This is a genomic window from Natronobiforma cellulositropha (assembly GCF_025629245.1).
GTDB classification, from domain to species: domain Archaea; phylum Halobacteriota; class Halobacteria; order Halobacteriales; family Natrialbaceae; genus Natronobiforma; species Natronobiforma cellulositropha.
The window spans coordinates 35,637-52,567 of sequence record NZ_JANZXN010000027.1 but is presented as its reverse complement, the minus strand read 5'-3'; the positions used below and the strand labels follow the sequence as shown (position 1 = coordinate 52,567).

Sequence of the window (16,931 nt, the reverse complement as noted above, 5' to 3'; positions counted from 1 at the left end):
GCAACAATGACTCGGTATCCACCGCCAGACGGCCTTCCACAGGGAACACGCATCGGACGGACTGCACTCCGTGTCGACGATCTCGAGGAGGTGAGGGGCTTCTACCAGGACGTCGTCGGACTCGACGTCCTCCACCACGCGGACGACAGTTGTACCCTCGGCGTCGAAGAGACGCCGCTGCTCGTGCTCGAGCGAAATGAAACCGGACGCAAGCGCCAGCGCTCGAGTGCGGGACTCTTTCACAACGCGTTCAGAGTGCCCTCACGCGAGGCGCTGGGTGATGCGTTGGTCCGGATACGCGAGCGCTGGCGGCTGAGCGGTGCGTCCGACCACTGGGTGAGTGAGGCGCTCTACCTCCGCGATCCCGAGGAAAACGGCGTCGAACTCTACCGCGACTTCCCGCGCAGTGAGTGGCCCCTCGACGACGACGGCACGGTTCGGATCGGGACCGAACCGCTCGGCCTCGAACACCTCGAAGCCGCTGCGAGCGACCGCGAGCGGCTACCGCCGGGGACGGACGTCGGGCACGTCCACCTCGAGGTCAGGTCGCTGGACGCGTTCAGCGAGTGCTACGTGGAGGCGTCCGGCTTCGAGGTACAGGAGACGGTGGCGGGAGCGCAGTTCGTCTCCGCGGGCGGGTATCACCACCACCTCGGGGCGAACACGTGGGGGCGTCGGACGGAGCCCGCCGGTGGCCGTGGGCTGGCCTGGTTCGAAGTCGTCCTCCCCGAGACGGCGGGACTCGAGGGCCTGCGTGAGCGACTCGCCGCAACGTCGTATACCGTCGTCGAGACGGCCGACGGCCTGTCGGTTACGGATCCCGATGGGATGGAGGTTCGATTCCGGGTCGAAGCCTGACGGAGACCGTCTTCTCGGTGATCGAGCGCACGCTCAGCGACGCCGTGTGTGCGCGATCCTGGTATCGAGAGTTCCGCAAACTCGTCCTGATGTGTGTCGTCTACAGCATTAAACGTGGCATCAACCAGTGAAATCAACCGCAGTATGGCGATTTACCACAGCCGTAAATTTCGAGGTCCTTGGGTTCGTCGCGATTGGGTTCGTCGTGATCGTTCTCGTACGTCGTGTTGGTCGAGCTTTCCGGTCACCCGGATCGATAGTAACAACTGAAACGGGTTACACACTGACCGCCGATACATCTGGCGACCGGGTGTACACTGGCTCACAGTGGCTCCGATCGGTCGGCGAGGGATCTCGGCCGGTGTCCAGACCGACGGCACCACCGACTGCTGGAAAGGCGAAGCCGGTCCACGGGGCCACCATTCCGTGTATCGCCCCTCGAGCGGTCTCACTCTCCCGCTCGTCTCCGGTAGTGTCTGCTCACGCGAATGTGTTTTTCTAAAATAACAAAAGTTTAAACTATGTCCGTTTCTCTGTTTACGAGAGTCACCCCCCTATGAGTAGTGGAAGTCACCACACTGGATGGCGTCGGTGGAGCGACGTCGGTCGAATGTTGAGTACACGCCGTCGACGAAGCCCCATCGACGAGTTCGAGAGGGAGCGTCGAACGACGTCGAGCGAGACAGAGGCCCGTCGATGACGGGAACCGAGCGCCCGTCTCGGCCCGTCGAGTCGTATCGGACGATCACACAGTCTCTCCCTCGAGTGCGGACGCGGATCGGAGGGCGTCGATGAGGAGACGCGAAGGCGACGATGGTCTCGACCTCGAGGACGAGGTCGCGATGCGGATCACCTCACCGGTGAAATCCCTCCTCGTGCGGGCAGAGCGGGGCGACCTCGACGGGAGCGACGAGATCAGCGTGAAGGTCGATATCGAGCGAGACCGCCTCGAAGAGGGTATCGAGCACCTCTCGAGTGTGGGCGGCTCGGTCGAGTCCACGCTGGGGCAGTTCGTCTTCGCGACCGTGCGGATCGAGGACGTCCTGGCGGTGGCCGACTCGAGTGCGGTCGTGTTGATCCACCTCGATGACGGGATGGATCTCGACGATTCACCGCTCGAGACGCGAGAGGTCATCGAACTCTTCGAGGACGAGGAGGAGCCCGAGCCGTCCGACGGGACGGCCGAGACGGGGGCAGTAGATGCCCATCTCGTCGGTGTGACGGGCGAGGGAGTCACGGTCGCCGTGATCGACTCCGAGTTCGACCTCGAAAACGAGGTGTACGCCGACCAGGTCGTCGAGACGATCGGTGAAGAGGGGATGCACGGGCCCGACGCCGAGGAGGGGTTACACGGGACGAACTCCGCAGAGGTCGTCGCGAGGATGGCCCCAGGTGCGGATCTGGTACTCGCCTCGACAGTCGGCGATCTGCGGACACAGGACATCCTCGAGCAACTGGAACACCCCGACGATCATGGACTCGCGTTCGACCACGTCGACGTCGTTACCCACTCTCAGCGAGTGTTTCCCACGGCTGGCTTGCCGATCGATGGGGAGGACTCACTCAGCGAAGCGATCGGTGAGTTCACCGAAGACGGCCGACTGTTCGTCACCTCCGCGTCGAACAAGGCCAACGGTCACCACTGGGACGGACAGTTTCCAGCGCGTGAAGAAGAGGAGATACCGGTGGACGAGACCGATCCCGACCGCCTCGAGTTCGACGACGAGGGGACGGAGCGCCTCGAGATTTTGCGCCCGCTTCGTGGGCAAGACTTCTGTGCGATCGTCGGGGCCCTCGCCGAGGAGTTCGACCTCCTGGAGGACGCCGATGACGACCGGGACGACTGGGAGGGCTTCGACTGCTTCGAGAGCGACGACGAGGGAATCGAGGAGGTCATCGAGGTCTTCAGGATCGCCGTCCACGACGACGACCGCTCGCGCCCCCTGCTCGAGGACGTCGAGCCGGCCGTCGACCTGCTGGCACTCCGTCACGACACCGACGCCGACGTCGATGCCATCGTCACGGAGGTGACCCAGGGCGTTCGAGGGTCCGATGGCCGTGTCTGGGTCTACTGGGACGAAGGCTGGGAAGACGGTGGAGGCAACTACATCGTCCGCCTCTTCGACGCACCCGAAGGGGGGACGCTCCTGGACGACTCCTGGACGGGCCGACCGTACGAGACGGTCAACGTCGAGGAGTACTACGCCGAGCGCGTCTACCTCGAGATCGAACGCACCGGTGGCCCGGGCGGCCACCACTTCGACGTATTCGTCAACCGACGGCTGGCTCTCTCGACCTGGACGTCGGAACGGAGCCTCACGATCCCTGCCACCAGCAGGGACCCGAACACGCTGGCGGTCGCTGCCGTCGACGTACACGAGGATCTGCTCGCGCACTACTCCTCGCGAGGACCGACGCAGTACGGGGCGGACGGGGTCGACCTCGCGGGCCCGACCCACGTCGAACTCTCCCAGGACGAGTACGGTGGGACCTCGGCTGCAACGCCGTTCGTCGCCGGAGCGGCGGCGCTGCTCCTGAGTACGGACGCAAACCCGACCGTCGAAGAGGTCCGCGACGCGCTGTTCGAGAACGCCCGCGGGATCTCGAACCTGTTCCTCCCGGAGCGACCGAATCCGTACGTTGGCCACGGCTTCATCAGCGTCACCGACGCAGTCGAGACGTTCGAGACGGTCGAACTGGCGATCGGTGGGACCGTTCGCGCGATCAACACCCACAGCACGCGAGTGAACCAGGGGCTTCGCTATCCGAAAGGGTCGGAGGGGTTACTGGACACCGTTCCGGTCCCGGCCCGGGCGTTCTACCACGGTGAGCGCACCGCCGACCTCGGCCGACTCGGAACCGACACGGTCGTCGACGGCGGTGACGACCTCGAGCCAGACGACGGCCGCACGCTCCGCGTCGACCTCGACCTCACCCTGCTCGCAGACGACGCCTACGCCCACGTCGACGTCGATCCCGTCGACATCGAGACCTTCCGCTGGCGGCTCGTCCACGGCTGGTACGGGAGCGCCGCTGGCGCCGGCGAAGCCGACCTGCCCGGAGCCGACGACGACGAGGGCGAGAACGGAGACGACGCGAGCGGAACCGACTCGAGCGCCACAGACCGCGACAGCGGATCGTTCGAAGTGGGATTCGTCGCCGCCGAACTCGAGCAGTCCCGGACGGACCACGAATCGGACGGGCTCGTCGTCCGCGACGTCGTCCCCGGCCCGTGGCGACTCGAGGTGGACGTCCTCGACGACGGCGACGACCTCCTAGACACATGGAAGATTCCGCTCTCGGTCCCGCGACACGTGCCAGTTCACTGCGACACCGACCTCGTCGCCGACGTTCTGGACGCGGTCGGCGATGGCGGAGCACCCGCGGACCTGTGGCGAAGCAACGACGGGACCGGTATTCTCGACGTCACGAGACGTGTCGCGTCCCACGTCCTCCGGCCGCTGAACGTCCGCCTCGAGTTCGATCCCGAGACGGACGACGGCGACGCCGACGAGAACGTCCTGAGTACGGCGACGGACGACGCCGTCCGGGTCGCTCTCGAGTGGGTCTACCCGTCGACGGCGGTGGCGATCGGCCCGCCGGGAGACCCGGTCGAGACGCTGTTCGACGACGTCGACGACGGCGAGAGCCACGAGCGAAGCGTCGAGGGCGAGGAGGCGTGGTACGGCCGCCGGTACTGGACCTACCCCGATGGCGTACCGCGTGACACGTGGGCCGTCAGTGCCGGCCTCGGCGCGTTCGACGCGAGCGGCGACGCAGTCGGTGATCCGACCGCCGTCGACGAGCCAACAGTCGACGAGGTGCTGGCGTACGCGGGCGACGCGGCGGACGAGGCGGACTTCGATCCGGACGCCGACGAGACGAGCCTGTGGATCGAACTGTGCGGACGCGCACTCGGCGTCTCGCTGGCGCGTGCGGTGGCACTGTCCGTCGTCGACCCCGCCCCCGAAGCCGAACGCGACGGGCGGCCGGGTGTCGACGTTACGGACCCGGCTCCCGAGGAGCCACTCCGGCAGTTGCTGGGGCTCCACCGTCCCGACGGCACGGACGTCACGGCCATCGTCGACGACATCTCCGACGGCCAGCTAGAAGCGCCGGCGGACCACGGCCTGCGCGAGTCCTGGACCGACCTCGTGGCGTACTACGAGCGTATCTGGTGTCTCGACGAACCCACCACCGCGGCGTACCTCGAGCACCCGGTCGGACGACGCTACGCCGGGTACGATGTCCTCGCCGGAGTCGTCCTCGAGTCGACGCTCGAGGACGCTCGTGACCGGCTTCCCCTCGGCCCACCCTACGGCGGTGGGCTCACCTACGGCGACCGCGACGGGGACTGGCAGCTCGACGGCCAGCCCCGCTACGGCGGCGAGACACGGGCAGTCACGGCCGTCGACGACGGCCGCCGGGTCGGGAACTTACAGTACGACCTGGACCGGACCGGGTTCTCCCTCGGATTCGAACCCGCAAACGCCGAAGGGGAGCCGGGAATCGGCCGGTTCGGCTACCGACGCGTCACGACGGACGACGGCATGTGGGACGGTGAAACCGCCACCGACGGCCCGGCGACGCTCACTGACGACGAGGAGCGCCACCGGCTCGTGGCGGGCCACACCGCGATGTCGGTCAGGGAGTTTCGCATCGCCGACGCCTACCCCAACCGCGTCTACGAACCGCTCGACGGCCAGCCCGACGGCGACCGGGTCGCAGACGGCGTCGTCCACCGGAACCCCGGTGAGACCGACCCCGGCGACGGGACCGGAGTCGTCGACGAACACCGCCACCGGTACGGCGACGGGTTCACCGTTCTGGAGGGGGCGGGACCACCCGAGCCGGCCGTCTCCGCGACCTCGAGTACGCCGACGTTCGACGGATCGATGGTCGGCGAGCTGGACCTCGAGACAGCCCTCGAACTCCGCCGGTGGCGCTTCGCCGGACGACGGAACCCCGTCGTCGTCCAGGTCTGTGACGACCACGACGAGCCGGAGACCGTCCACGCAGAACGGGTGCAGGCGAGCCGTGGGTGGACCTCGGAGGCGGAGTCGGCCGTCGTCCGCGACCACTCCGGCTACTTCGACCCCGACGCCGAACAGGCGGAGTGGGAGCCGCTCGGACGCTACTACCACTACGGCACGCTCGAGAGCGGCGAGTGGGGCGGCCCGGGCCGGCCACAGGCACGGACGACGGAGCGAATCGACCGCGAGGTGGACCGAGACCACCTCCTGGGCGACGTACTCGAGGGTGACGGGAGCGACGCACACGAGCGCGTCTACCGCGTCGTCGCCGACGCCGTCACACCAGAGCGCACCCGGTTCGACGCGGCCACGAGCTACGACGAGTTCGTCTCGTCGGTCTCGCTGAGCGGTCTCGAGGTCGCGAGGGCGGACGACGACGCCCCGGCGGCGGCCGAGGGACAGCTCGCCGCGTTCGTCCGCTTCCTGGCGGCCGTCGACGCCGGTGTCGACGACGTGCTCCTGGAAGGCATCGACGACGAGAGCGTCGAAGCCCTCCGCGAGATCCACGAGTTCGCCTTCGGCTTCTTCGGCACGACCGCGAGCGACCTCGAACTCGCAGACGGCGAGCGAACCGGTTTCCTCCGGGTGGCTGGCGTCGACGGGCTCGAGTCGCTGGCAGCGGGCGACGGCGAGCGGGCCGAACAGCGCGCCAGGTACCAGGCGTACGCACAGTGGTTCCGAACCTGGCCCTGGCTGCACCGGTTCGTCGCGAGTGTCCGCCACAGCCCACGGCTGCAGGTGGCGCTGTACCTCTTCGAGGTCCACCGGCTCAACACGCTGCTGACCGAACGCCCGCTCGAGGTCGACGGCACCGACGCGTGGTTCTACTTCGACAGCGAGCGTGACCTGGCCTTCGCACTGAGTGCACAGATCGAGGGTCCCGACCGCCTCGAGGCGTTCGTCGCAGGGTTCGACGCCCTCGAGTCGGCCCGCTCGGCCTGGCGTGCGTTGCTGGCGGACACCCTCGACGAGACCACCGGAGACGAGGTCGATGCGCTCGTCGACGGACTCGAGGGCGTCGGGACGAGCGACGAGCTCGAGGCGTTCCTCGACGACTTCGGCCTGGTGAGCGCCGACCGCCGGGCCATCCTCACCGGCGACGTTGGCGGTCTCCCGCTCGTCGACCTCCCGGAGGTCGACCTCGGAGCCGACGCCTCGGCCGATCTCGTGGACGCAGCCGACGACCTGAACGATCACCGAAGCGACGTCGCCGACGCCGCCGCCGGACTCCACGCCGACTTCGGCGACCGCGTCGGGGTGATCGAGGCCGACCCACAGACCGGTCACGGGGACGCACCCACTACCTTCGACCTCGAAATCGTCTACGAGGAGCTGATGGCGGCACTGCCGGATCGCGAGCTTCGGGCGGCGAACGGAGGGGGTGCGTGACCATGCGAACGGCAGCCATCCGCGCCCTTCGAAACCACGGTACCGACGACGGACTGCTCGACGAACTGTTCGCTGGCGACCGCTTTCGCGTCTCGACGGTCTACGAGCTGTGGGACTTCGACGCCAACACCGTCTCCATCGCGGGGACGGTCGTCGCCGACACCGACTCGCCGTTCGAACTGGCGGGCCTGTCGGTGGCGCTCGGAGACGACCCGCGGGTGCCACTCGAGGTCCCGTTCGCGATCGAGAACCTGCCAGCGATGCCGGTCTCGCTGGCGCTCGCCGCGCTGTTCGTCAAAGACGACCTGGGAACGCCAGCCGAGTTCGGTCTCGACCTAAGCGCCGTCGAGGACGTCGACCAGGTCGCCGACCTCGGCCGCTTCCTGGTCGGAGACGACCCGGCCCGCGCGACGGTCGGTCCGGTACCCGTCAGACTCGAGTTCGACGAGCGGTGGTTCGAGCGCGCCGAGGTCGAGACGAACGACGACGGGACGGTCGCGGACGTCTCTCCCATCGAGGGAGCGCCGCCGGTCTCGGTGACCCTCGGTGAGTTCTCACTCGCCGTCGGCCGAGACGGCGTCGAGTTCGCCGCCGAGCCCGCAGAGTCGTTCTCGATGCCGCCCGTACTCGTCGCCGAGACGAACATCGCCCTCGAGTTCGAACACCTCAGATACGCCGACGCAACGGACGCGGCCGTCGCCGACCTCGACGTCGGGGACGACTGGCGCGGGCTAGTCGTCGACCACGGCACGGTCTGGGGACTCGACGAGGAACTCCCGTTCTTAGACGACGGGCAGGTCGAGACCCTCTCGATCGAGCACTGGATCGTCGACTCGAGCGGCATCACCGGGAGTCTCGAGGCAACGTTCGGCGAGGACGATGACGAGGATGCGGACGAGTCCCGGGTCACGACCGAGAGCGTCACACTCCAGTTCGACCGAACGTGGTGGCCCGTCGGACTCGAGGTCGTCGCGCGGACCGATCCGCGTGCGTTCTTCGCCGACGACGAGGACGCGGACGACCTCGGCTCCGACCACGAGATCCGTATCACCTCGAGTCTCCACATCGCGTCGAATCCAGCCGGCGACGACGACCTGTGGCGCTTCGACGTCGATCTCGAGCGGACCGGCGACGACGACGCGCTCGTCTCACTTCAGGACGAGGCGCTCACCGGATTCGGCGCGACCGCCGGCGCGTACGCGGGCTACACCGCTTTCGACGACGGTGAGCCGGAAGCCGGACCCATGATGCTCGCCGCGCTGGCGGCTCTCGATCAGTCGGAGCTCGCATCCTGGAACGAACTCGTGGTGACCGGGGCGAGCGCCTCGGTCTATCGCGAGCCGGTCGGTGACGGCCGCAGAGTCGCCTTTCTCGAACTCGGCGCCGACATCCGGATCGACGCGGCGCTCTCGATGGATGGTGACGACGATGACGACGAAGACGTACCGATCGAACTCGGTGCCGAAGGCATCACGGCGACGGTCGCCCTCGGCGACGTGAGCGACCTCGACGTTCCGCATCTCGCGATCGACTGGGACGTCGACGACGGGCTGGCCGTCACGAAGCCGGCCGACGTCGACCTCGGTGGGCTGGTGACGATCACCGACGTGACCGTCGGCCTCACGACCGAGGCGCTCACGATCGAACTCGGCATCGACACCTCCGGCAGCGGCGAAACGACTGTTGCAGGCCTCCCGGACCTCGCGGTCATCACCTACGAACCCGACACGATCGGGGAGATCGAGGCGGAAGATGTCTCTCTCCGGTTCGACCGGGGCAACCAGCCGCTCGAGCTGCTCATCCCGGGCGTCCTCTACGCGACGGGCTCGCTCGAGCACGTCGACGGCGCGGCGGTTGGCCTGCCGGAAGGCGACGGCGAGGACGACTGGGGCGACATTTTGCGCGGGGAACTCCGGGCGTTCCTCGTCGCCCAGGAGCCGGATCTCTCGCCGACGAAGCTCCTCGAGAAGGACTCGTACCTCTTCGACCTCGAGCTCGGGATTCTCAGCGCGACGAATCAGGACGGCGTCCAGGCGTTCGTGCTCACCGTCGACGCGGGCTTCGAGCCGGGACTTCCGATCGGCAACTCCGGCACCGCCCTGTACGGGCTGGGGCTGACCTACGCACAGAACGGCCAGCCAGCCGCGCCGCTCGATCCGGCCACCGACAGCCCCGACTACGGCGAGTGGTACCTCGAGGAGTCGCCGGCGTACTCGACGATCGCCACGAAGTGGCGGCCACAGGTCGACCACTGGGGCTTCGGCGCGTCGGCCAGGATCGGCTCCCAGCCCGACGGCGGCGACGCCTGGAACGTCCAGGCCGGGCTGTTCCTCCTGTTGCCGGGCCCGACCATCCTCATCACCGGGGAAGGGGACGTCTTCTCCGACATGGCCGACCTCCCCGGCGAGGACAGCGAGGCCGAGGGTGCGTTCGCGGCGATCATCGCCCTCGACTTCCTCGAGAACCAGTTCAGTCTGGACCTCGACGTCACGCTCGACATCGGCCCGGACGACGACGACGCACCCAACTTGCTCGAGATGGACATCCCGGCCAGGGTCCGCGCGGACCTCGAGAACCCGCGGGACTTCACCGTCGCGCTCGGCTTCCCCGAGCCGGAGACGGAGCGAGTCCAGGCGAACGTCCTCGATCTCTACTCGATCTCGGCGTACCTCGTCGTCGACGGGACGGAGTTTACCCTCCCGGAACCCTCGGGCGTTTCCCTCCCCGGCGTGGCGCTCGCACTCGGCGGGGCCGGCGGCTGGGACGCGGAGTTCGAAGCCGGTCCCGCCCGGGTCGCACTCTGGGCGCAGGCTGGCTTCGACGTCGGCGTCTCGCTCACCGTCCCGCTGTTCGCCGGCCAGCTGTGGGTCGACGGCGGGATCGAGGTGAGTGCGTTCGGTCTCGGCGTCTCGCTGTCGGTGTTTCTCGCGCTCCAGGGGCTCGCACCGGAGCCGTTCTACCTCGCCGGCACCGTCGTCGTCACGCTGTCGGTCCCCTGGCCGATCGGCGACGTGGAGGTCGACGCGGAGTTCGTCCTCGGGGACGACGACGACACTTGGCTCGCCAACGGTCCCGCCCCGGAGGTCCCACTCGAGTCGCTCACGCTCTGGGGACGTGGCTCCGGCGAGCCGGTGCTCGTTGAGCCCGACGCGGACGGGACGCCGGAGGAGACCGTCCCGCTCGACGTGATTCCCCAGCTGGTCTTCACCGCACCCGTCGGCAACGAAGACGACGGGTCCGACGACGAGATCGAACTGGGCGACCTCACCGTCAACGGCCACGACGAGGCGGCCGCGGTGTGGGAGGTGGCGACGACCGGCGAGGACGAGGACGGTGCCGTGGTGAAACAGGGCTACCGCCACGTCCTCGAGTCGTGTTCGTTGCGTCGGATCGTCGGGAACAGCCACGAGGTCGTCCCCGACCTCCACGCGGTCTGGCCCGAGCACACCGAAATCGGCAACGAACCCGACCTCACCGGCACTGAAGACGCGACGGTTCCGCGAACGACCGACGGCCAGGTCACCCGGACGAACCTGACGTTCGATCCGTTCGCCGACCCTGTCGAGGCTCGCATCGGTGGCGGTGGCGAGCGGATGCGCGAGCGCCTCTCGACGTGGGACCCGTGCCGACAACTCGACGAACGCGAGTTACTGGACCGCCGCGAGTACACGTTCCGGTCGCTCGGTGACCGACTCGAGCGCGACCGTTTCTGCCCGCCAGTGATCGACTTCCAGTTCCCAGAACGCGGAGACGGGACGGACGACGACCGCGAGCGAGAGGAGGAGAAAAGACGAGAGGAAGAAGAAGAGGAGCGGCGGAAACAGGAGGAAGAAGAACAGCGAGAACGGGAAGAAGAGGAGCGACGAGAAGAAGAGGAACGGCTCGAGCGGGAACGAGAGGAAGAGAAACGGCGAGCGGAGAAAGAACGGCTCGAGCGGGAACGAGAGGAAGAGAAACGGCGGGCGGAGAAAGAACGGCTCGAGCGAGAGCGGAAGGAAGAGAAACGGCGAGAAGAAGAGGAACGACGGGAGCGAGAACGGTCCCGGCTCCAGCGGCGCGAGCACGAATCGGTCTCGACGACCGAAGCGACGGTCGAATCCTCGAGCGCACGCGAGGAGTCCTCGTTATCGGCGCGGATCCGTACACTGTGGACGAGCCTCCTGCGCACCCTGTCAGCGGCCGTCCAGCGCTGGCGCGAGACCGAGACGGACCGAGAGACCGAGGAGGGCGACGAAGCCCAGTCTCGTGAGACTGAGGCCGACCGAGACGGATCACCTCGCGCGGCGCAGGCCGACGAGACCGAAGCCGACCGTGAGCGCAGCGTCGTGGACTCTCGAGTCCAGGAACGGTCGATGACGCCGCGCGATCCGGTCATCGAGCCGGTCATCGATCCGGGTATCGACCCAGTCATCGACCCGGACCGGATTCGCTTCCCGCTTTCCGACCCCTGCTCGCAGTCCTCTCTCGAGCGGATCGAGGTCCCGGGGTCGCTCCCCCGTCTCTGGAGCGACGACGTGGGCGCAGTCCGCATCCACGCGGGCGAGACCCTGACACTCCCCGACGAGTTCCAGGAGCCCGGGACGCCGGCGCGCGTCTCGCTCGAGGAGCCACCGGTCGACTACGACCTCCTCCAGCGGCTGACCTCCATTCGCGTCGAACCCGCGCGGCTGGGTACCAACCCGATGGATCGGACCGGTGGCATGCTCGGCATCGATCCAGACGACCCGGTTCTCGGGCTGCCCCGGCTCGTCGTCCCCCAGGCACCCGATGTTAGCACCGAAGCGGCCGCCGATCTCGTCTCTGGCGTCGTCGGCCGCGTGGCGGTCGATCTCCCCTCGAGCGACAACGTAGAGGTGCGGCTGCTGGTCGCACCGGGAGTCACCCCCGTCGTCTGGGCCGTCCGGCCGGACGGAACCGAGGAGGTGCTCGAGCCCGCCGGCGAGTCCGCCGTGGAACTCGAGGAGGGACCCGGAAGCCCGAGGTGGCGACGCGTGGTCGTCCGGTCGTTCCGGCCGACGATCGGTCTCCGACTCGCCGCCGTCCACGGCGACCTCGAGCCGGAACCCCGCCCGAGCAGGCGGCCGGTCGTCGCTGGTCTCGCGTGGATCCGCTCACAGGAGGAGAACACCGCGTTCTTCGACGCCGACCAGCGCCGACAGACGGCGACCGCCTCGATCGTCGCGTCCGAACTCGAGCAGCGTGAGGCGTGGTCCGACGGCGAGGCAGCGGGCGTCCTCGAGCCCGACTCGACCTACGAACTGGTCGTCGAGGGGCGCTCGTACCGGGCGGAGCAGCCGGAGGGACGCGACCTCGAGTTCGGCAACCCCACCGACTGGTCGGAGACGTTCCGCTTCGAGACGGACGCCTCGCCGCCCGAGTCGGTGCGTGCCCATCCCGAGAACGCCGCCAGGGTGGTGGGCGAACGGCTCTCCGACGCCGGGGGCATCGACGACCAGTGGGAGGTCGCGACCGCCCCGGCCGACGGCGCACGCGCGCATTATCTCGCCGACGACCTCGAGGTCCACCTCCGTGATGCGCGCCTCCTCGCCGTCTTCGAGGCGTTCGATCGCGATCTCGTCGTGCAGTTCGAAGACGAGTACGGGACGGTGCTCGAGGCCGACGCCGACACCGACCTGCGAGCGGCGAGCGACCTCGTCCCGACGGCGGCCGTACTCCGGGACCGACTCACGGACCTGGCGTGTCTGTTCCCCGACGGCGCGGCGGCGGCCGACCTCTGGCAGGAGACCATCGTCGACGTGGGTCTCGACCTCGAACCCGACCGGCGGTACACGGGAACGCTCTACGCGCTGGAGGACGGCGATTCGACCGACGATGGGGAGCCACTCCACGAGTGGCGGTTCCGGTCCTCGCGGTGGGAGACCTTCGAAGAGCACGTCGACGCCCACGACAGCGGTATCGTCCACGAGGTCGTCGTCGACCCGATCGATCTCCTCTCGGACGAGACGCCCGAGGCGCTCTCCGGCGAGGACGTCGCCACGGTTGCGGTCGACGACGAACTGCTCGACGAGTGGCTCACGGACACCCTCGGGCTCGTTCCGCGGGAAGCGCCAGCCGAGCCGGAACTGATCGTCGTCTGGTCGTGGGACCACGAGCACGCGACGGGCGGGGACGCCGACCCCGACCCCGACGCCGTGCAGCCGGTGGCCGTCGTCTTCGACGGGCCGGAGCCGCTCCTTCGCGGATCGGAGCCGACGGTCGCACTCGAGCGCGAGGACGGATCGGCCGTCCCGACGCGTGCCTATGCCGGAAACGCCCGGGCTCGTGCCCTGGTCGTCCCCGAAGCCGGCGAACTGCCGTCGGGTTCACCCGGCGAGGAAGAGGCGCTCACGATCACCCTCTCTTCGAGAGACGGGAGTGACGTCGCGGCGGTCACACTCGACGTGCCTGCTATGCCGGCGGTCTTCGACGGAGGTGGCGCATGAACACCATCATCTCGCCGGACCTGCTCCAGCTCGTCGCGCTGGGGACGGACGGTGCCGCCAAACGGTACCTCGAGCCGGGACGCTACCTCCGGTGGTTCCCCAACTCGACGCTCGGATTCCCCCGCCGCGGGTTCGTCCTCTCCCGCCGGCGCTCGCCGGAGTGGCCGTGGGTGAAACGCGGCGATATGTCCGGCGTCCACCTCGAAGCGGCCGAGGAAATCGACGGCGAAGGGGCACTCTGGCTCCCCGCCCAGGACTTCTCGGACGACGCGGCGACGGCCGACCGAGGGCTGCGCCTCTCGAGTCCGAACCGAGCGCTCGACGCAGCGGCCGGCGAGGTCGAGATCGGTGGGTCGGGGCTCCTGCTCGAGTTCCGTCGCGACGGACAGACGCGGCCGGACCCCGCGGCGTGGGTTGCCATCCGCCTCGCCGGAGCGGACGACGTGCGGGTGAACGCCTCCGCCGTGGCCTCGAGCGTCACCGAGGAGACGGTCGAGTTCTCCGCCGTCGACGCGCGTCTCGGCGAGCTCGATCTGTGGGATCCCACCGGACGCCTCGGCGGTGGCTCTGACCGACTCGTCCTCCTCCACGGGAGCCTCGTCGACGCCGTCGAACTCCACGCCGACGGCGACGCGGTCGTCCGCGAGGTACAGTGGCTGATCGCCGACCAGTACGCCACCGACGCGAGCGCCCCCCAGCAGGGTGACGAGGCGACGGTGTGGCAAGAGGTGAGCCGGTTCATCCTCCCGATCGACGTCACCGGGAGCGACTACCAGCCGCACCCGCCCGGTACCGATGTCGACGACCTCGCGGCCACCCGTCTGCACCGCGGGGCGACCATCTCGCTCCCGCCGTGGGACCAGCCGTGGCCGCCGTCACCGGTCGGGCCCGACACCGTCGCGGACACCACCATCCGACGGTACCTCGATGGACCCGAGACGAACCCCGGCAGCCGGGCGCGACTCCGGGAGATCCAGCGGCTACTGACCACGTTGCTCGAGGCCGAACTCGATGTGGAGCAGCCACAGGGGACGTTCTCGCTCGAGGACCTGGACTCGAGTGGGGCGGCCGACGGCGAGGGATTCGAGAACATCTCGGCGCTCGACCTGCTGTTGGCTGCGAGCCTCGATTCACCCGTCGCCCACCTCCTCGGGCTGGCGACCGTCGACGAGGAGCCGCCGGCGGACGTCCGCTACGATTACATGGTAACCGCCGTCTACCCCTCGGCCTGGATGCTCCACGTCTCGGGGCTCGTACAACCCCGGAGGGGCGGCCGGTCCGGCGGCCGGTCCGATGGCCCCCGCCACAGGCTCCTCGAGGCCGCGGAACTCGAGCGTACCCGGGAGGACGACCGGCCGGCCGGACTGATTCACAGGCTTCTGGCGGAGTCGGAACCGTACACCGACGCGTTCGAAGCCTGGGCGAGCACTCCGACCCCGATCGTTCCTCCGACGACGTACATCGGACCGCCACCCGAAGACACCTTCTTCCGGGTCGCCTCGCTCGCGACGGCGGTCACGGAGGGGTCCGCCTCTGAGCCGGCCCGCCCGAGCGATCTATCGGTCGAGACCGTCTCCGCGCCCGAATCACCGGGTGTCTCGGCCGAGGCCCACCTCGAGTGGACCGTTCCGGAGCGACGGGCGTTCGAGACGGCACCGATCGTCGGCTCGACGGTCACACGGATGACCGAGGAGGGTTCGGTATCGCTCGCCCGCACCGACCCCGAGTACGGACTCGCAGTGCCCCACCTCACCGGGAGCGGGACGAACACCTTCCGAGACGCGTCCCTCGAGCGCTACGGTGAGCACGCCTGGATGGTCCAGACCGTCGACATCTGGGGACGCTGGAGCGAACCGGCGCGGACGGGCAAACTGGTCGAGAACGAGGTCCCGCCGATGGCACCACAGGGCGTAACCGTGACCGCCAGCGGGGACGTCCGTGCCGACGACGAGATACTCTCGTTCGCCCTCGTCGAGTTCGGGTGGGACGACGCGTTCGCTCCGCCGGGAATCGGGATCGACCGCTTCGAACTCGAGATCGAACCCGGCTACCACGACCTCGAACCCGGCGAGACGCTGAGCAGTCCCTCGCTGTCGGTGTCGGTCGGTGCGTCTTCGCTCCTCGTCGACGGCGAGGCGATCGTCGATCCAGGGAGTGCGACCCTCGGTGGCGACGTCGACCACCTCGAGGTGATCGAAACCGCCGGCGATGGCGACGAGTACGAGATCGGGCTGACGGTCGCCGGTGTGCCTATCGATCGGAACGCCGCCGACGAGTACCGGTGGGAGTTCACCGCGACGGTGACGGCCGTCGACGAGAACGGCCTCTCCTCACCCGTCGGCGTCACCCAGGAGATCACCTACGAGTCGGTCCCACCGTCAGAGCCGGGTCCACAGCCCGGGGGCGTCGCGGAGACGACCTGGCCCGACGCCGACGAACAGTGCTGGTGGACCTGCCGGTGGGACGCCGACGAGGGCGAACGCGTGCAGGTACTGACCGCGACGGAGTCACGCTTACTCGACATCCTGACGGACGACGCCGTCGACGACCTCGCCGATGACGAGGACGGCGTCGACGAACGTGCGGACGTCCGCAATCTCGAGGACGAGGCACGCGCTGACATCCTCCGTAACGTCGCCAGTGGCACCTACGAGACGTCGGTCGAGCCCACGACTGCGTTCTCGCCGGACCACCCGAAGACGTACGGACACGACGAGGAACACGCGGTGGCCATCGACGCCGGGAGCCACGACTTCACGGTGGTCGTCCCGATCACGACCGGGCCGACCGGCGAGCGGGCAGCCTGGCCCACCCAGCCCGAGCAGTTCGCCGTCGTGAAGACGCGACGGCTCGAGCGGATTCCGGAACCGAGAGTCAGACTCCGAGCGCTTGCCGACGACGAGACCGACGGCGAACCCGTCGATCACTCGAGGGTCGAACTCGAGGTCGAGACGTCACCGACGGCGACTCGAGCGCTGGTCTGGCGCACCGACGACGCCGACGCGGCCGACGACCTCCGGACGATGCAGCCACGGCTTCCGGCCTCGCTCGCCGACGGTGAACTCGAAGAGGGGTACGTCGACGCCGTCGCCGAGGACACCTGGTACGCCTACCGGGTAGCGGTCGAGGCGCCGTCGGGTCGGCGATCGAGGGCGACGGAGCCGATCTGGGTCAAGAGCAAGTGAGCGCCCACCACAACCGGGCCCCA

The 16,931-nt window shown here is 68.6% G+C and carries 4 protein-coding genes and 1 pseudogene; all 5 read left to right on the top strand.

The genetic code is table 11. The features are described 5' to 3' along the window. Nucleotides 1–6 precede the first annotated feature (6 nt). The 5 genes and pseudogenes from N0B15_RS12225 (at nt 7) to N0B15_RS12205 (ending at nt 16,908) form a co-directional block, all read left to right on the top strand. A complete protein-coding gene (locus N0B15_RS12225) occupies nt 7–858 on the top strand; it encodes a VOC family protein (RefSeq protein WP_263019991.1) in 852 nt (283 codons plus the stop codon). After that, nucleotides 849–989, top strand: a pseudogene (locus N0B15_RS12220) (IS5/IS1182 family transposase); the annotation flags it as partial. The gene N0B15_RS12225 and the pseudogene N0B15_RS12220, both read left to right, overlap by 10 nt. 660 nt (nt 990–1,649) lie before the next feature. Then, the gene (locus tag N0B15_RS12215) at nt 1,650–7,280 is read left to right on the top strand and encodes a S8 family serine peptidase (RefSeq protein WP_263019990.1); all 5,631 of its coding nucleotides are present in this window, start codon (nt 1,650–1,652) and stop codon (nt 7,278–7,280) included. After that, on the top strand, nt 7,277–13,723 hold the full coding sequence (locus tag N0B15_RS12210; protein WP_263019989.1) for a hypothetical protein: 6,447 nt from the start codon (nt 7,277–7,279) through the stop codon (nt 13,721–13,723). Before N0B15_RS12215 ends, N0B15_RS12210 begins: the two co-directional genes overlap by 4 nt. Continuing rightward, nucleotides 13,720–16,908 carry a hypothetical protein gene (locus tag N0B15_RS12205; protein ID WP_263019988.1) on the top strand — a complete coding sequence of 1,063 codons (3,189 nt, stop codon included), beginning with the start codon at nt 13,720–13,722 and terminating at the stop codon, nt 16,906–16,908. Before N0B15_RS12210 ends, N0B15_RS12205 begins: the two co-directional genes overlap by 4 nt. The last annotated feature ends 23 nt before the right edge of the window (nt 16,909–16,931 follow it).